Consider the following 16,699-nt stretch of genomic DNA (forward strand, 5'->3'; position numbering starts at 1 on the left):
CTTAAGAGATTAGTTTGAGATGAACATTCAGTTGGGGATAGATCATTTTCAGATCGGAAATGATATTGATGCACTTTGCCTTATCCTGAAGTGCTGTTGTTGCCGATAAATCGTCTAGGATTTTACTGACGGTTTCCGCTGATTCCGTATTTTTTCTTCCTTCTTTTTCCAGAAAAATGAAAATCCGGTTTTTGGCAGTCCTCGCTTTGTTTACCCTTGAAAGTACGGAACGGAAATAAAACTCCAATTCCTTAAGTTTTTCAGGTTGGTCTGTTGCATATTTCTCAAGATAGGAGGTCACGAAAAGCTGGATGTTCTGACTCGGATGCTGGCTCAGTTTGGTAAGGTATTCCAATCCGTGTTCTTTTTTGAAGAATTTCATGATGAGGTTTTTACCAAAATTTTCCACATCAGGACGCACTGAATCCACAATTCCGACTAGACAATCTGTATCCCAGTCTTCGTCTTTGAATTCGGTCTGGAAAAAATGAAAGGCAAATTCCCGGCTGTCATCCCATTTGGCATCCAGAATTCCCAGCGCATGGTTACGGTCCGATTTGATTTTTGGAACATTATTTTTATAAAAATTCCATGACCATTGCCTTACTGCAAGAAATTCGTGACTGGCCAGAGAAATTACCTGTTTCAAAGTAAATCTGCCGTCATCATTTACCTTTTTAAGGAGTTCGAAGCCGAAAAGCTGGTTTTTCACACTGTTGGCAAAGAGTAATCTGATGATCCGTTTTACAGGGATATCGGTACTGTATTTCGGAGCTGTTTTTTCGAGATAGTATCTGAATAGCTGATGGGAGTTTTCAAATTTTTGCCCGGTCATCAATAGATCAAACAACTTTTCAATGGTTTGCAGCTGAATTTCAGATTGAGATTCAAGCTGATTGTTCAAAGAAAGTATGTTTTCTGCCACTTCTTTGTAACCGGAAGAAATCAATCTGAGAACTTCCTGCCAGTTTTTCGCAATTTCTTCTTTCGGATATTGATTTAAAAGACTGATCCCGTTTTGCCTGATGGATTCGCTTTCGTTGTTTAACAGCAATTCAATAATGGAAAGAGGAGTTTCCGTTACGGGGTATTTTTGGGATTTGAAAAGCAGAATTTCACTTGCCAGAAACCGGTTATTATTCAACGGGGAAGTCAGTAATTGGGCGACAATTTCCCAGCTGATCTCTGAAAAGTTAGAGAAAGCTGTTATTTTAAGTTTTTTTGTGGCAGATTCTGTAATCCTGTTGTTTTCTTCATTATTTTCCAGAGAGATCAGTTGTATGATTACTTTTCCGAGCACTGCTTTTTGCTGCGCTTCCGGCAAAGATGTTTTCTGAAGTAAATGATTGATAAATTCATTGGATTCTTTTCGTGAGTTCATCACCAGAATCGTGATGAATTCTGTGGAAGAAAGAAAATGTTGTGTGTTGTTTTCGATGGTTGTTTTTGCCCAGTTTCTTGCTTCTTCGTTTTCGGAAATTAAAATTTGTGCCACAAAAATTTCATTTTGCCTTAATTCTTCCTGTTTTCTTTTCAAAGCATCAAAACCTAAATTCTGGGGATATTTTGAAGATTTGGAGAGCAGCCGGATCATCATTTCAGGCTCTATTTTGTACAGCAAATCTTCGTAATCCCCATGAACGGAAACATTTTCGTAAGCAAACTTCATGACCAGATCCATTTTTGCCTGCATCAAAAGCTGAATGTAAGCTTCGGGCATTTCGTCCCAGAATCCGGGATACAATTGAGGTCTTGACGGTTCTGGATGAGGTTTTATCCTATATTCTTCCTGTTTAGGCTGAGGAACAGCCTCTTTTTCTTTATTTGATCCAAAAATATTTTTAAATGTACTGATGATATTGTCTAAGGCTCCCTGCGGTTGATTTTTAACGGAAGGGTTTTCGGAAGGAATTGAGTTTCCATTTGTTCCTGACTCTACTTTATTGACTTTATTTTCCTGATAATAATAATCGGTACTCCAAAATTCTTCTTTTTTGAAATAGAATTGAAGCTTGGAGTCCATTTTACGGTTTTTATCATTTCCGAAAAGTAAAGTTGTAAGAAGTAAAGACTGGTAACATTCAGGGAAATCCACCACCGTATAATAATATTGTCTGCTTTCCCAGTCATATCTTCCGTAAGTGCTTAAAGGCCTTCTGTTTTCGGGAGTATAATCTGCATCAGAATATTGAATAAGGACGTTTACCGCAAACCTTAAATATTCTTTTGCTTTATTTTGTTTTCCCAATTCTTGTAAATAGTAAAAACCGTTTTTCTGAAAATAAAGTTTGGTGAAATTTGAAAATGCAAGCCTGCTTTCATTACCGGAAAGCTCTTTTCTTACATTAACGGAACCTCCGAACTGATAAAAGTACTGGTCCTGATTCCATGCTTCTTTGTCTAGGCTGGCTGTTCTGTTGAACATCGGCGTTTTCTTTTCAAACAAAAATGAAAGCATTCCCAAAATCTGAGCATCATCTCTGAAACGGGCGAGTTTATAAACCGCGCGGATGTTCCTGAAATAAGGCGATTCAAACGGGATCTGCCCTAGGAGATCTTCAATGACCTGAATCAAAGAAGGGTATGCTTTTGATAAGAGATAAAGATAGGCCAGTTCGTCTGCTTTTTCTTTTTCCCCGAATTTTTCGGAATAATGCTTCTTCAGACTGTGGTAATCGCCTTTATCGATGGCATACTTTATTTCGGGAGGCAAAATTTCCAATAATTCCGAAACCGTTTTTTCCAGTTCCGGACCTTCGTTAATTGTCAAAAGCGCATCAAAAGCCACATTCCTGATATACTGTTTGTGCCTTGTACTGTGTGCAATGCTGTGAAGAAGTTCAGAAGCCTGGGTAACTTTTAATGTTCTGATTGAAAAAATGGAAGCATACAGCTGCATTTCATCACCTTTTGTCGCCAATTTCAGGATGTAAGGAACGGCTTCTTTGATTTCCATTTGAGCGGCTTTCCAGATCACGCGGGAAGTTTTCCATTCCGTTTTGAAGGAATTGATTCCCTGTGTGGCATCTTCCAGGCGTTTTAATATAACGCCTTCTGCCGAATTCATATTTAAGGTGTCTAATGAAGGGAGTTCTACAAATACTTCGATTTCAGACTGATATCCTTTGTTTCTTTTTTCTTTTTCAAGTTGGTCAAAAATATTTTCCGCTTTTTCCCTGGAGACAAATTCGGGAGTTTTACTGCCTTCTTTCAATGCCGTCCCGCGTTTTCCGTAACGGAAATTAACGATATAAGCATCAGGATTGACTTCACAAAGGTCTATTTCGTAAACTTTATCCGATTTTCCTTCGTGGAAAAATAGTTTGGTCTGTTTGATAATTCTCATCTATCTAATTGATTAAGATGGTTGCAGGTATGTGTTGGGTTCAGGCTAAAAAATATTCCACCAGTCTGTTTTTTCTTCTTTTGGTGTTGTAATTTCTTCTTGGTCTTCGGAAACTTTAATTGTTTCCGCAATTTCAGGAATGGTTGTTCTGACTTCTACAAAGGGCTTGCCGTGTTTTGCAATGATCGTTTTCAGTTTTTCTTTGAAAACCAATGCTTTGGAAGGATTTACCATATTCACAAAATTGATATAGCCTTCTACCGCATTGATAAGATGAAATGCTTTCCCCCAGGTCTGATTTTGCCATCCGTTGGCTTCAATGTTGTGTAAGAGTGCTCTGAATTTTCTGAGCTTTTTTCGCTCGACATTGAGTTTTTCATTGACTACGATTCCCGTCACTTTCTGCTGATGCTTCCTTCTCATGATATGAAGCTTATCGGGATGAACCGTGAAGTCTTCGGCACTGATCACCTGTTTTACGAAATATAAAAGCTTATTGATGTTCTGTTCGTTATCCTGACCGGCAGAAAAAGTAAGGTCATCAGCATAACGGGTATAGGTAAATCCGTATTTTGCAGCCAGCCCCAGTAATCTTTTATCCAGTTTGTAAGCAATGATATTGCTTATCGCCGGACTTGCAGGTGAGCCCTGCGGTAAAAATCTTTCTCCTTTATGAACAAAGTATTTAACCTCATCGAGTAAGATTTCTTCCGTATGTGCCTGTGTGCAGACCAATGCAAAGATGGTGGACAGTTGTTCTGAATATCCAAGTTTTGAAAACAGGCCTTTCACTCTTTTATAGCTGATTGACGGGAAGAAATCCTGCAGGTCTATATTGATGATGATGTCTTTTTTAATATGCGGTTCTGCATTGGTGACAATCGATTTTTTTATGGTAAAACCATGGACAGCATCTCCCACGGGGATTTTATTCAGTATATTTTCCAAAATCCAATGCTGGAAATGTCTCAATTGAGGCTTAGGAGCGGAAATTTTTCTTTTTCCCCCTGATTTTTTCGGAATTTCAAAAACGTGGTAATGGGATTTTTTTGAAACGTTCCGGTGAAAAGCAAGGTATTTTATTACTGAAAGGCTGAAACCCGATTTCTGACTGAAATCTGATACATTTTCAAAAACAGGAAGTGAAAACTGAAGCAGTTTTTCTGCATCCGAATCGCCTTTATGAAGACCTTTCGAAACATTTTCGCCAAGGTAAATGATTTGCTGCTGCTGTAAATTTTTCCAGTAATCAGCTTTGTCCTGCCGTTTCTGTTCGCTTTTTTGTCGGGTTACTTCTCTTTTGGCTTTTGCGTCATTCATCCGCTTTTTACGCATTTCACGGAGCATGGCTTCCTGATTGCCGTATTTCCTGTCTTTTGCCAATAATTCCTGCAATTCCTGTTGTAGAATGGCTTCTCTCTGGATCAGCTGTTCGGGAACGGAAGGCGTGGAAGTTTCCTGCCAAAAACCAAGTCTTTTCATTTCATCCAAGATGTAACTGTCTTTGGAAGATGCTTTTATACGGTCATAAATCTGTTGTCTGCTGAGATTTTGTGACATTTGGTGTGTTTTTTATAAATAAAAAGCCCTACAACTGAATAGGGCTTTGTTCTGATATACCTTCGTATCTTCTGAGGACTATATCTATCAACTCCAGAAATGGTACTAGTGCGTACCTTTATTTTCCCGGAAAATGAACTGAAAAGGCACGCACTAGTACCAATTTCACCATTAAAGATAGTATGTAGTGCAGTATGCTAAGCAATTGTACATCGATGACGAAACATCATCATTTCTTAAAAAGAAAAGCAAGGATCTATCTTTACCAAATATATTAAAAAATATTATGGTACCCGCATCAATTTGATTATTTATTTTTATTTGAATTATTAAAACCTGTTTAAATTTTATTCGATACAGGTTTTATGGTGGATAATGTGACTATAGTTTCAGAATTTTCCATCAGAAGCCCATAATTTCTGCATAGTCTCCTGTCGTTATCAAACCAGGAGAAAGTACGTTCAACAATCCATCTTTTATGAATGGGTTCAAAATTTTTATCTTTTTTGCCATTTCGAATAATGATTTGAATGATATACCCAGACTTAGCTTTTATTTTTCCAATATTACCTTCCCTGCAACAGCCGTCAGCCAGGATTACCTGAAGCGGGATCAGTAAATATTGCAGCGCTTTCATCAGTAAAATTGTAAGTTTCTGCCTAAATATATTTCCAGAGAATGAGGCCCTGAATAGGGTAATGGATTTTCCAATTGCAAATACACGCTATTCGCAATTGGGTTGGAATCCATATAAATTCTTATAAGGCTGGATTATCAAGATAAAATAGACTTCTTAAAACTAATTTTGAAAAAATTTTACAGGGAACAGTAAATCCATCGTCAGTTTAACGTCTCCAGATAATTCATAATTTCTGGATAAAACTGTGCTATATTGCTGTACTTATTCTTGTGCTGAGTGTAATTGTTGAAAAACAAGTTTAATTCTTTAAAATATTTAAAATGTTTTGATTGATTTTCAACCTCTTTCAATTCGGCTTCCGGACCATATTTTTCGCCCAGTATTTTGGATACACAGATTCTCACCATCAATTCATCAGCCTCGTTCTCCCACTCACTTTCTTTCAGTTTTTCACCTTTTGACGTTACTAAGAAGATATTTCTTTTTTTAGCCAACCTCTCCCTGTACAAAGAGAGGAAATCACTTAAATACAGATGTGATAATTCATGAATCATTACATTTGGCAGGGGTATAAATGTTACTTCTGTATCATTGGTCTGTATCATATTTTCATCTTTAAGATAGGCCAGTTTAAAAACCTTTTTACCTCTGAAACTTTTGTCATCAATTGATATTGCATTGCTTCCCAGATTATTCAGAATATCTATATAAATTTCCACTCCGCCCTGTGAAGGCTTATTGAAAAAATGATCAACATCTTTTAAGATACCGCTCTCATTAACTTTATCATGAGCAAATTTGGTAATACGTAAGTAATCTGCTTTATGGGCCTTTATAAAATCTCCAACCCTACAGTCTTTATAAAAATCATTAAATTTTTCCAGAAATATTTTGATGTCGCAGCTGCGCAATTGATTACCTGTATAGGGAATTTTCAATTTGAACGGATATTTGTCGGATAGGTAGAGCCCTATGCTCGACAGGTCATAACCATCCCAGGCATCAAGATTTCTATACCAGTTTAACGAACTGTGCTGTTTATACTTTTCAAAATAATTATCAAATTGACGATAGTATATTGAGGGTGTAGGCTTTTTATCTAATGTATCCCTTGTTGCCAGCGTATAGAAAATACTGATCGCTTCAATTCTGGGATCTATTTTCACATCTATCTTTTTTTGCCCAAATGAAAATACATGAATCATTAAAAGCAGAAATAACAGTTTCTTCATTGCTGTTTGTAATATAAGTTTTTATACAGAGAATGTGTTTACCTATGGTTCTGTACATTTTGCAAAAATCAATTATTTACCGGTAATAATTTTATTCCCTATAGATAGAAACATTTCAGGTCTTAAATTTATTACATGCGATGTCTATTATTTTTACCGTCCAGTAAAATTTAATTTCTTCCAAATCCGGGATTAATCAAAATAGCTTTTAGATGGAAGAAAGCCTGAATGAAATCTCACGAAACGATTAAAAGTTGCTTGTCATTGGATGAAAGTAGATTGCTGAATGTTTGGAGTATTTTATTATATCAGACTATCATCGATATTAAATAATGACCCAGGGTCCACTAACCTGACGATAAGGTAAATTTTGTAATTTTGATACATGATAGAAAGGTCACAATTTAATCAAGAGCTTTACAATTCCATTACTAAAATTATTATTGATGGAAAAGCCCGGGTTTACATGAAAACAGCAATGCTATATTGCTGAAAATGTATTGGAAGATGGAAAAGCTTAATAACCTGGGGAATGAACAAATCAATTAAGTGGAATGGAATTTTGGATTTGATAAAATAATTTGTGTAATATTATTAATTAATAATCTCAAAAATGATGAAAATCAAATTTTACCTGTGCCTGTTGATGCTCGTAATAACTTACAGTAAGTCATATACCCAACAAAGAAATACAGCGGATAAATTTCTAAGTTATCTGAATCATTATCAGGGTAAAGAGTTAGAAGCTATTATAACGCCTGATTTTAAATTTAAAAGGGAATTTGTCACGAAAACTACGGATAGAAAAGAATTTTTAAGTAGTTATTTAGAAGATTCCAAAACGTTGAAAGCTAAATTCCATGTGATTGAAAACGCCAGTGAAAAAAATAAAAATGATTATGTAGTAGAAGATCGGTCACTTTACCTGAAATTGCTTGATGTGAAATTTCCAAAGTGGAAAATGACCATAACCACAGCGGGGAGAAAGTAAGCAGCGTAACGCTTGCTCCTACTGAGGATTATAAAAATTATATTACGGAATTGAGCTCAAAAGGAGAAAAATTTAATTCATGGATGAAAAAACATTATCCGGAAGTCGATTTAGCAAAATTGACAGATTTACCGCAAACTTTGCATTATTTATACGCTTATGTAGATGCTCAGGGAATTAAGTTATCTGATTTACAACAATATGATGAGACTGCAGATTAGTCAATGATGATGTCAAATTACAGTTCGAATAAAATAATCAAAAAACAGTGTAATAGTAAAGCCGAAAAGTGCTAACTAAATTGCATAGAGTTTATAACCAGCTACAACAAAGAATTGATGACAGAGAAATTTCCGGCAATAAACAGTACCCTTTCACCCAATGGATTGGGTGAACTGATTCAACGAAAATATGGATTAAGCGACAAAACGGAATGCAGCATATTCCGGCTTGCTATGAATCATTTATACATTGTTCAGGATGGCATAGACAAATATGTTTTTAGAGTTTACACCCATAATTGGCGGACAAAGTTAGACATTGAAGAGGAATTAAGGCTTTTAATTCTTCTAAAAGAAGCAGACCTGCAAATTGCTTTTCCGATAGCTGATCAATCGAACAGATTTATTCAGGAAATTGAAGCGCCGGAAGGAATAAGATTTGGTGTTTTATTTTCGTATGCTAAAGGCACAAAGACCGCAAAATTTTCATCCCAGACAAGTTTTCTGATTGGACAGGCATTGGCAAAAGTTCATCGATCCACGGAAAATTTAGAACTGATGAGAATATCTTACAATGCTCAAAACCTGCTTAAGAACCCCGTTTTAAGAACAAAAACATTTTATAGTAAAAACAGCAGCGAGATTGAGTTTTTAGAAACCCTTTCTGTTTTTTTAACGCTAAAGATGGAAAATACCGACAGACAGAAAATGAGATATGGAGCTGTTCATCTTGACGTCTGGTTTGACAATTTGCATATTGATGATGAAAAACACATAACATTTTTTGACTTTGATTTTTGCGGCAACGGGTATTTATGCTTTGATATTTCTTATTTTTTGTTTCAGTTATTTGCAACGCATTTGAACGAAGAGGAATATCAGGTAAAGGCTGACAGCTTCATAAAGGGTTATGAGACTGTAACTGAAATTAGTATTGAGGAAAAAATGTTTTTACCTTTTGCATGTTTGGCCATTATGACCTATTACATAAGTGTCCAGTGCGACAGATTTGAATATTGGACAAATATTTTCCTGAATGAAGATCATTTAAAAAGAATGGTTGGAAATCTGAAACGGTGGATTGTTTACAACAAGATTGAGATTGAATAACAAATTAACCAACTAAAATAAATGCAAAATGGACAGGAGTCATGTCAAATATCATTTCACTGTCCGTTTTGCCTGCATTGATAGCATGCTTAACATATTCGTTCTGGTATTTTCCGATATTATCTAAGAAAAAATGGAGCTGTCACAATATTTTTATTTTTTACTCATATTTAATTTTTATTATGATTTCTAAAACCTTATTTCCATTTTTACTATGTATTTTTTCGTTTTTAAGTGCTCAGCAAGTAAACAGGTTTATTTATGAATTACGTTATAAGGAAGATTCTGCAAGTACTTTATATAAAAGTGAAAGAATGTGTCTGGATGTTGATGATCTAGAATATTCTTTCCGCAGTTATGACAGGTTTATATTGGATTCTTTATATCATTCAGACAGTAATAAAGAATATGAAGAAGTCGGAAACATTTTATATGTAATTAAAAGGAAAGCCGGTAACAGCAGCTTTGTCATTACAGAGGTTCAGGGCGCAATACGATATACTTATGATGATTCTGTTATACCTGACTGGTCTGTCACCAGTGAAAAGAAAAAAGATGATCACGGAAATCAGCTGCAAAAAGCAGTGGCCTTTTTTAAAGGACGTAAGTGGAACGCCTATTTTAATCCGGAAATCCCCATAAATACCGGACCCTATAAATTTTATGGTCTGCCGGGACTTATAGTTGAGCTGTATGATGACAAAAACGATTACCACTTTAAATTAATTGGAAACCATAAGTTACTTCGAAAAGACATTGATATACCAAGTTCCAGATATGTAGACAAAGATCTTAAGGTCAGTAAAACCAAATTTCTTCAGATTATTGCTGAATATAAAAAAGATCCTGCACGTGACTTTAAGGCAGGGGTGTATAATGGCACTATAAAATTAGTTGACCGGGATCCTAATGAAATTATCCGCGGTATTGAGGAGAAATCCAGAGAAGATCAGAAAAAATATAATAATCCTATAGAACTGGCTGACTAGCAACATACTTTAAAATTATGAGTCAGATTCCCATCATGATGAAGGGTATACTTTTCTAAGATTTCATATACCATTGTTTAAGGGCAGTAAAATTACTTTGCATATATTTGTCAATTTATGATTACCCAGGAATTTTTATCCGATACAAGCTTCAGCATAGATTTAATTATCCAGGCATTGGCTTCATCTCCCTCACCAACGGCCATTTATTCAGGCGAAGATATGGTCATACGTTTTGCCAATGCGGGCATGTTAAGTTTATGGGGCAAGGACTCATCTGCCATAGGTAAACCTTTGATGGAGGCAATTCCTGAGCTTGAAGGACAGCCTTTTTTAGAGTTGTTGCGAGAGGTATGGCGTTCCGGTAAAACGTATTCCGTCCATGAGGCTCCTGCAAAACTGATCAAAAACGGAGTGGAAATGCTTGATTATTTTGATTATGAATATAAGGCACTTACCGATCAGAATAATAAAACATGGTGTATACTCAATACGGCGCTTGAGGTGACCGCGCGCCGTGAATTTATACAGCAAATACAGCAGAAAGAAGAAAGGGAACATGCGCTTAATGAAGAAATGGCTGCCACGCTTGAAGAACTGACTTCCACTAATGAAGAGCTTAGCAATTCTATAAAGCAGCTTGACCAAAGCAGGGAGTATATCCGAACCATTATCGAGCAGGCTCCTGTTGGAATTGCCATGCTGAAAGGGCCGGAACATATCATAGAAATCGCCAATCCGGCCATCCTTACGATATGGGGGCGTACGGAATCTGAAGTCATTGGCCACCCGCATGAGGATGCCCGGCCGGAATTGCGAGGGCAGTCTGTAAACAGGTGGCTCAGAGAAGTCTACCAAACCGGAAAGCCCAAAATCAATACTGAATTTACGGTCAAATTACATCATAATGACGGATTACGGGAAGCTATCGTAAATTCCATATACCAGCCGATTTTTTCTGATCATGGCGATATTTCAGGTGTTCTTATCATTCTTGAAGAAATTACCCAGCAGGTTTTGGAACGCCGGAAGAATGAAAATGACCAGCAAATGCTGGCCCTGGCCATCGATGCAGGACAGCTTGCTACTTTCTATTACCAGCCTGCAACCAACCTCTTTTCCGGAAATACCCTGCTTAAAACCTGGTTCGGCCTGTCTTCTGAAGAAAACCTGGACCTGTCATTGGCCTTGGAAGTCATTGTGCCGGAGGATCGGGACCGGGTTATTGCAGCAATCACGAATTCACTGGATAAGGATTCTGATGGCCATTATTTTATAGAATACAAAATCCAAAATAAAAAAGATAAAAACGTCAGGCTGCTACAGGCCAATGGCCGAGTTTTTTATGATCAGGAGGGCAGGCCTTTAAGCCTTAATGGTACCCTCAGGGATATTACAGAACAGAAAAAAGAAGAGGAACGGAAAGATGATTTTATGGGCATGGTGAGTCATGAACTTAAAACACCGCTTACATCTCTTAAGGCCTATATTCAGATTTTACAACGATTGGCCGTAAATACAGAAAATCCCAGGCAGGAAAATATACTGGAAAAATGTCTAAAACAGACAGATTATATGAACAGTATGATTAATGGCTTTCTCAATGTATCAAGACTTGATTCCGGGCAGTTGCACATTGACAAAAAAGCTTTTGATTTCCAGCTGTTGTTCTCGGAAATTGAAGAAGAAATACTTTCAACCAATCACCACCATAATTTTATTTTTAAGCCTTCCGGCCCACAATCCGTACTTGCAGACCGTGAAAAGATTTTCCAGGTCCTGAATAACCTTATTGGAAATGCGATCAAGTATTCTCCTTTCGGATCCACTATTATCGTCGAGTATCTGATCATTGATGATAACCGTTTAAAGATTAACGTCCAAGACGAGGGGATAGGAATACCCGCCGATGACCAGCAGCGGATATTTGACCGCTATTATCGGGTAAAGGATATCAATAGCCAGTCGATATCAGGTTTTGGTATAGGACTTTATCTATGTAAAGAAATTATTGAACTTCACAGTGGTCATATTCAGGTACAGAGTGCTGAAAACAAAGGCACCATATTCTCATTTATTTTGCCAATAGATGGGCAGAAGTTTATTAATTGACATTTTAATGATTGGCTTTGAGTTTCTTATTCTTTTAAATCCTTACAACAACCCGTCAGGCTATATTAGAGATAGGACATATAACGAGAATGTTCATCAGCAATTCAACTAAGAAAAAAATCTTGTACGAAGGTTAAGGTTCTAAAAGAAATTAAACCATAATCGCAAAAAACGATAAATCCTGTAAGACTACCTATACCCCTACGCTTAAACACGTTCATAACTTAAAAATAATACATGATCATACAAATATAAATATGTAAGGCTTAACAGGAATTTATTTTGATTTTCAGGTGAAAATAGCTTTAACAAAATAACTTGTCAGCTTTATGATAAAAAAGTATTTTAGTCGTATGAAAATTTATACAAAAACAGGTGATAAAGGCCAGACTGCCCTGTATGGCGGAACAAGGGTTTCGAAAGCCAGTGCAAGGGTGGACAGCTACGGGAATATAGATGAGCTGAATTCATTCATAGGAATTGCCAAGAGCCATATCGAAGATGAAGACGTCCTGAAACAGCTGAAGAAAATCCAGTTTGATTTATTTACCGTAGGATCCGAGGCTGCCACGCCGGTGGATAAACTGATGCTGGCCAACGGGAAATCCCGCCTCCAGTTAATTATTTCCGATACTGAAATTGAAGCCCTGGAAAGCTGGATGGATACTTTTGAAGAGCAGCTGGAACCTTTGCAGTATTTTATCCTGCCGGGCGGAGGAAAGCCGGCCACGTTTTTACATGCGGCAAGAACCATCTGCCGAAGGGCAGAGCGCTCTCTGGTTTTCTTAAATGAATCGGAAGAAGTGCGTCCCGAACTGATTAAATATTTAAACCGGCTCTCAGACTATTTGTTTGTCCTGGCAAGATACATTTCGAAAATCAACAGCGAACCGGAAGAATACTGGAACCCGAATGAAAGATAAAGTAAAAAAGATCTTTTTTACATTGATATTATTTTCCAATCAGGTCTTTTCACAGAGCAGTTCTGCGTATCTTGATCAGGGAGACGGATATATTGCAGAGAATAAATTTTCTCAGGCAGAGAACGTATTCCGAAAAGGCTTAAAAGAAGATCCGAACAATTTGATTTTAAAATCACAGTTGGCATTGGCTCTTCTCAGTCAGGATAAAAATGACGATGCGGAAATTGTTATCGGTGAAATTTTATCTGAAAAACCTGATTTTACTGCTGCCCTATGGTACGGAGGCATTAATAATTTCAGTAAAAAAGAACCTGATTTCCGGAAAGCAATATACTATTTCGAAAAGGCTTACGACCTGATTGATAAAAAGTCTGACCAGTATTTCGGCATAAATTATTATATCGCAAGATCTTACCGGAAACTGCTGTACAGGGAAGGACTAACGTATACTGAAGTCGACAGAATGCTGGAAACGTACAAGAAATATGTTGATTTACAACCCAATGCAGAAGATGCCAATGATGCTAAGAATTTCATAAAAAAAGTGAAAGAGAAAAGACCTGGCAAAAATGTAGGCAGATGGATCATTACATCACAGCAGAATGTTGAAGATTTGATAAGGAAACCGACTCAGTAAATATGAAAGCATTACTTTTTATCAACGGAGATCCTCCGAAATCTTTTCCGGAAATTGAAGAATACGGTTTGATCGCCTGTACTGACGGTGCTTTTCATTATCTGAAAGACCTGGGATTCCCTCTCGATAAGCTTGATTTCATTTCCGGGGATTTTGATTCCCATTCCGGTAAGGATGAAGAAGTGTATGACGAAAAATTCATTTATACGCCGGATCAGGATAAAACGGATTTTCAGAAAGCCCTTGAAATTATCATGGAGAAAGGCTTTGTACAGGTGGATGTGTTGGGCGGAAGCGGAGGAGAGCAGGACCATTTTTTGGGAAATCTGACGGTGGCTTATTTATTTAAGGAAAATTTAGACCTAAAATTTTATGATGAATTTTCTGAATATTATTTTATTCCCAAAAAAATTACGGTAAAGAACACAAAGGACAAACTTGTTTCATTATACCCTTTTCCCATTGCTGAAAATATCACTACAACAGGTCTGAACTGGGGATTAACCCATGGAAACCTGAGTATTACCTCAAGGATCGGGACCCGCAATTTTGCCGTTGAGGATGAAGTTTCCATTGAATATGAAAAAGGCGACCTGATGATATTTGTCGGCACAAAATACCTCTGAAAATTTCATAGACAACAATAATCCGGGTAATTTCAAATCTGTAAAAACTTTAAGAAAATTTAAAACTAAAAAATCAAACTTTTTTAGCAATTTTGCATTCTTAATTCACTTACTTAGAAATGAAAATAAAATACTCGGAACTTATTGATCAGACATTGTATTTTCCAACGGAAGAATTCAATGTTTCTGAAAACAATTTGTTGTTTCACGATATTCCCCTGATGGATGTTGTTGAAAAGTTTGGAACCCCTTTAAAGGTAAGTTACCTCCCGAAAATTTCTCAGAATATTCAGAAAGCAAAAAGCTGGTTTAAGGAAGCTTTTGAAAAGACAGAATATAAAAAGAACTACACCTACTGCTACTGTACAAAATCCAGCCATTTCAATTTTGTTATTGAAGAAGCGCTGAAGAATGATATTTCCATGGAAACATCTTCCGCGTACGATATGGATATTGTAAAAGCGCTTTATAAGAAAGGGAAAGTAGACAAAAATATTGAAGTGATCTGCAACGGATTCAAGACCGATGATTATCTGGCGAAAATTTCAGAGATGATCAACAGCGGGTTTGAAAATATTACGCCGATCCTGGATAACTACCGCGAACTGGATAAGCTTACGGAAAGCATTGACACCACATTCGATATCGGAATCCGGATCGCTTCGGAAGAAGAACCGAAATTCGAATTTTACACTTCAAGACTGGGGATCGGATATAAGGACATCATCCCGTATTACAGCCAGAAGATTGCGGAGCATCCGAATGCGAGACTGAAAATGCTTCACTTCTTCATTAATACCGGGATCAAAGACACGGCCTATTACTGGAACGAATTATACAAATGCCTTCGCGTATACGCACGTCTTAAGAAAATTGCCCCTGAAGTCAATTCACTGAATATCGGCGGCGGTTTTCCGATCAAGACTTCATTGCAGTTCGATTACGATTACCAGTACATGGTGGAAGAAATCGTTTCCCAGATTAAGAAATTCTGTGAAGAAGAAGGCGTGGAGGAACCTAATATCTATACCGAGTTCGGAAGCTTTACCGTTGGGGAAAGCGGTGCGAACATTTATAAAATAATCTCTCAGAAACGCCAGAACGACAGGGAAAAATGGAATATGATCGATTCTTCTTTCATGACCACGCTTCCGGATACCTGGGCGATTTCCAGGCACTTTATCATGCTTCCGCTGAATCGTTGGGATGATACCTACGAAAGGGTGTTCCTGGGCGGGCTGACCTGTGATTCGGATGATTATTATAACTCTGAACAGCACACGAATGCAATTTACCTGCCGGTTTTCAGTGATACCAAGCCTCTGTATATCGGGTTTTTCCATACAGGAGCTTATCAGGAAACCATCGGCGGTTACGGCGGGGTTCATCACTGCCTGATGCCTCAGCCAAGGCATATCCTGATCCAGAAAGATGAAAACGGGGACCTGCAGTATGAAATTTTCCGTGAGAAACAGGAACCGGAAGATGTATTGAAGCTTCTTGGGTATTAATAAATATTGGTTATTGTCATGGCGAGAAGCGAGAGCGACGAAGCAATCTCATCAATAACAAAAATCAGATTAATTGGTTTTTAATCAAAACATAAAAAGCAAAAGCTCTCAGATTCTGAGAGCTTTTGTTTTTAGAAATATTTTGAAATTTTATCCAGTTCAAGTTCGGGGTAATCTGAAACTACGATATCCGCCAGTGTATAGTCCTGGTTTTTGGAGTGTGAGCTCCGATATGCCGCACAAAAGATATGGGCCCGGTGCGCTGCCAGGATTCCGTTGGTTGAATCTTCGATCACCATACAGTTTTCAACAGGTTCTCCGGCCATTTCAGCAGCCAGAAGGAAAACTTCAGGATGAGGTTTGGATTCCTTTAAATCGGCACCGCTTATTTTTCCGCTGAAATATTTTTCCAGTCCGAATTTTTCAAATACCATATTGATGGTGGTCATGGTTGCCGAAGAGGCAAGGATCAGGGTAATCCCGTTTTCATAATAATGCTCGATCAGTTCTCTTACGCCCGGAATTAAATCAAATTCATTATCATGATAAAAATAATCCTTGAAATAATTTCTTTTGATTTCAGCAATATCTTCATAGGTCTGGTGGAGATTGAATTCAGCAATCAGGGTTTCGCAGACTCTTTTAGTGGAAGCACCGGTAAAAGAAGTGTACATCCCTTCGGAAACTGCAATTCCCAGGTCTCCGAATGTTTTAAAATAGGCTTTTCTGTGCAAAGGTTCCGTATCTACAATAACGCCATCCATATCGAACAGCACAGCTTTTAATGACATGTTTTGAATT

The 16,699-nt window shown here is 37.3% G+C and carries 14 protein-coding genes; 9 read left to right on the forward strand and 5 right to left on the reverse strand.

The genetic code is table 11. The features are described from left to right. Window position 1: 1 nt before the first annotated feature. From H561_RS0103325 to H561_RS0103340, 4 genes are all read right to left on the reverse strand, one after another. Window positions 2-3,346: a WGR domain-containing protein gene (locus H561_RS0103325; protein ID WP_027385729.1), complete on the reverse strand. Its 3,345-nt coding sequence runs from the start codon at window positions 3,344-3,346 to the stop codon at window positions 2-4. Window positions 3,347-3,391: 45 nt separating this feature from the next. Then, entirely contained in the window at window positions 3,392-4,906 is a 1,515-nt protein-coding gene (locus tag H561_RS21965) for a reverse transcriptase family protein (RefSeq protein ID WP_051349290.1), read from the reverse strand. 340 nt (window positions 4,907-5,246) lie between these two features. Then, a complete protein-coding gene (locus H561_RS21970; protein WP_051349291.1) occupies window positions 5,247-5,543 on the reverse strand; it encodes a transposase in 297 nt (98 codons plus the stop codon). 203 nt (window positions 5,544-5,746) lie between these two features. Next, window positions 5,747-6,712 (reverse strand): DUF4932 domain-containing protein, encoded by a 966-nt coding sequence (locus tag H561_RS0103340; protein WP_162143019.1) that lies wholly within the window; start codon window positions 6,710-6,712, stop codon window positions 5,747-5,749. 679 nt (window positions 6,713-7,391) lie between these two features. Here H561_RS0103340 and H561_RS0103345 point away from each other — a divergent pair. The 9 genes from H561_RS0103345 (at window position 7,392) to H561_RS0103385 (ending at window position 15,898) form a co-directional block, all read left to right on the forward strand. Next, complete coding sequence (locus tag H561_RS0103345) at window positions 7,392-7,769, forward strand: hypothetical protein (protein WP_027385731.1); 378 nt, start codon at window positions 7,392-7,394, stop codon at window positions 7,767-7,769. Continuing rightward, on the forward strand, window positions 7,733-7,990 hold the full coding sequence (locus tag H561_RS0103350) for a hypothetical protein (protein WP_027385732.1): 258 nt from the start codon (window positions 7,733-7,735) through the stop codon (window positions 7,988-7,990). The genes H561_RS0103345 and H561_RS0103350 overlap by 37 nt, the downstream gene beginning before the upstream one ends. A 117-nt stretch (window positions 7,991-8,107) precedes the next feature. Then, a complete protein-coding gene (locus H561_RS0103355) occupies window positions 8,108-9,100 on the forward strand; it encodes a phosphotransferase (RefSeq protein ID WP_027385733.1) in 993 nt (330 codons plus the stop codon). Between the two features lie 182 nt (window positions 9,101-9,282). Beyond that, a complete protein-coding gene (locus tag H561_RS0103360; RefSeq protein WP_027385734.1) occupies window positions 9,283-10,089 on the forward strand; it encodes a GLPGLI family protein in 807 nt (268 codons plus the stop codon). A 117-nt stretch (window positions 10,090-10,206) separates the two neighbouring features. Continuing rightward, the gene (locus tag H561_RS0103365) at window positions 10,207-12,201 is read left to right on the forward strand and encodes a PAS domain-containing sensor histidine kinase (protein WP_027385735.1); all 1,995 of its coding nucleotides are present in this window, start codon (window positions 10,207-10,209) and stop codon (window positions 12,199-12,201) included. Between the two features lie 353 nt (window positions 12,202-12,554). Beyond that, window positions 12,555-13,124, forward strand: coding sequence for a cob(I)yrinic acid a,c-diamide adenosyltransferase (locus H561_RS0103370; protein ID WP_027385736.1), 570 nt, complete (start codon window positions 12,555-12,557; stop codon window positions 13,122-13,124). Then, a complete protein-coding gene (locus tag H561_RS0103375) occupies window positions 13,114-13,761 on the forward strand; it encodes a tetratricopeptide repeat protein (RefSeq protein WP_027385737.1) in 648 nt (215 codons plus the stop codon). The genes H561_RS0103370 and H561_RS0103375 overlap by 11 nt, the downstream gene beginning before the upstream one ends. 2 nt (window positions 13,762-13,763) lie before the next feature. Next, window positions 13,764-14,387, forward strand: coding sequence for a thiamine diphosphokinase (locus tag H561_RS0103380; protein WP_027385738.1), 624 nt, complete (start codon window positions 13,764-13,766; stop codon window positions 14,385-14,387). Between the two features lie 119 nt (window positions 14,388-14,506). Beyond that, window positions 14,507-15,898, forward strand: coding sequence for a type III PLP-dependent enzyme domain-containing protein (locus tag H561_RS0103385; protein WP_027385739.1), 1,392 nt, complete (start codon window positions 14,507-14,509; stop codon window positions 15,896-15,898). A 131-nt stretch (window positions 15,899-16,029) separates the two neighbouring features. On the opposite strand, the gene H561_RS0103390 is transcribed toward H561_RS0103385, so the two are convergent. Next, window positions 16,030-16,689 carry an HAD family hydrolase gene (locus H561_RS0103390; RefSeq protein WP_027385740.1) on the reverse strand — a complete coding sequence of 220 codons (660 nt, stop codon included), beginning with the start codon at window positions 16,687-16,689 and terminating at the stop codon, window positions 16,030-16,032. Window positions 16,690-16,699 lie beyond the last annotated feature (10 nt).

The sequence above is a fragment of the Chryseobacterium gregarium DSM 19109 genome (genome assembly GCF_000430845.1).
GTDB classification, from domain to species: domain Bacteria; phylum Bacteroidota; class Bacteroidia; order Flavobacteriales; family Weeksellaceae; genus Chryseobacterium; species Chryseobacterium gregarium.

Excerpts from the sequence above, each read along its gene's own strand:
- H561_RS0103345 (WP_027385731.1), top strand. The coding sequence starts at position 7,392 with ATGATGAAAATCAAATTTTACCTGTGCCTGTTGATGCTCGTAATAACT.
- H561_RS0103355 (WP_027385733.1), top strand. The coding sequence starts at position 8,108 with ATGACAGAGAAATTTCCGGCAATAAACAGTACCCTTTCACCCAATGGA.
- H561_RS0103375 (WP_027385737.1), top strand. The coding sequence starts at position 13,114 with ATGAAAGATAAAGTAAAAAAGATCTTTTTTACATTGATATTATTTTCC.
- H561_RS0103390 (WP_027385740.1), bottom strand. The coding sequence starts at position 16,689 with ATGTCATTAAAAGCTGTGCTGTTCGATATGGATGGCGTTATTGTAGAT.
- H561_RS21970 (WP_051349291.1), bottom strand. The coding sequence starts at position 5,543 with ATGAAAGCGCTGCAATATTTACTGATCCCGCTTCAGGTAATCCTGGCT.
- H561_RS21965 (WP_051349290.1), bottom strand. The coding sequence starts at position 4,906 with ATGTCACAAAATCTCAGCAGACAACAGATTTATGACCGTATAAAAGCA.
- H561_RS0103370 (WP_027385736.1), top strand. The coding sequence starts at position 12,555 with ATGAAAATTTATACAAAAACAGGTGATAAAGGCCAGACTGCCCTGTAT.
- H561_RS0103380 (WP_027385738.1), top strand. The coding sequence starts at position 13,764 with ATGAAAGCATTACTTTTTATCAACGGAGATCCTCCGAAATCTTTTCCG.
- H561_RS0103365 (WP_027385735.1), top strand. The coding sequence starts at position 10,207 with ATGATTACCCAGGAATTTTTATCCGATACAAGCTTCAGCATAGATTTA.
- H561_RS0103385 (WP_027385739.1), top strand. The coding sequence starts at position 14,507 with ATGAAAATAAAATACTCGGAACTTATTGATCAGACATTGTATTTTCCA.
- H561_RS0103360 (WP_027385734.1), top strand. The coding sequence starts at position 9,283 with ATGATTTCTAAAACCTTATTTCCATTTTTACTATGTATTTTTTCGTTT.
- H561_RS0103325 (WP_027385729.1), bottom strand. The coding sequence starts at position 3,346 with ATGAGAATTATCAAACAGACCAAACTATTTTTCCACGAAGGAAAATCG.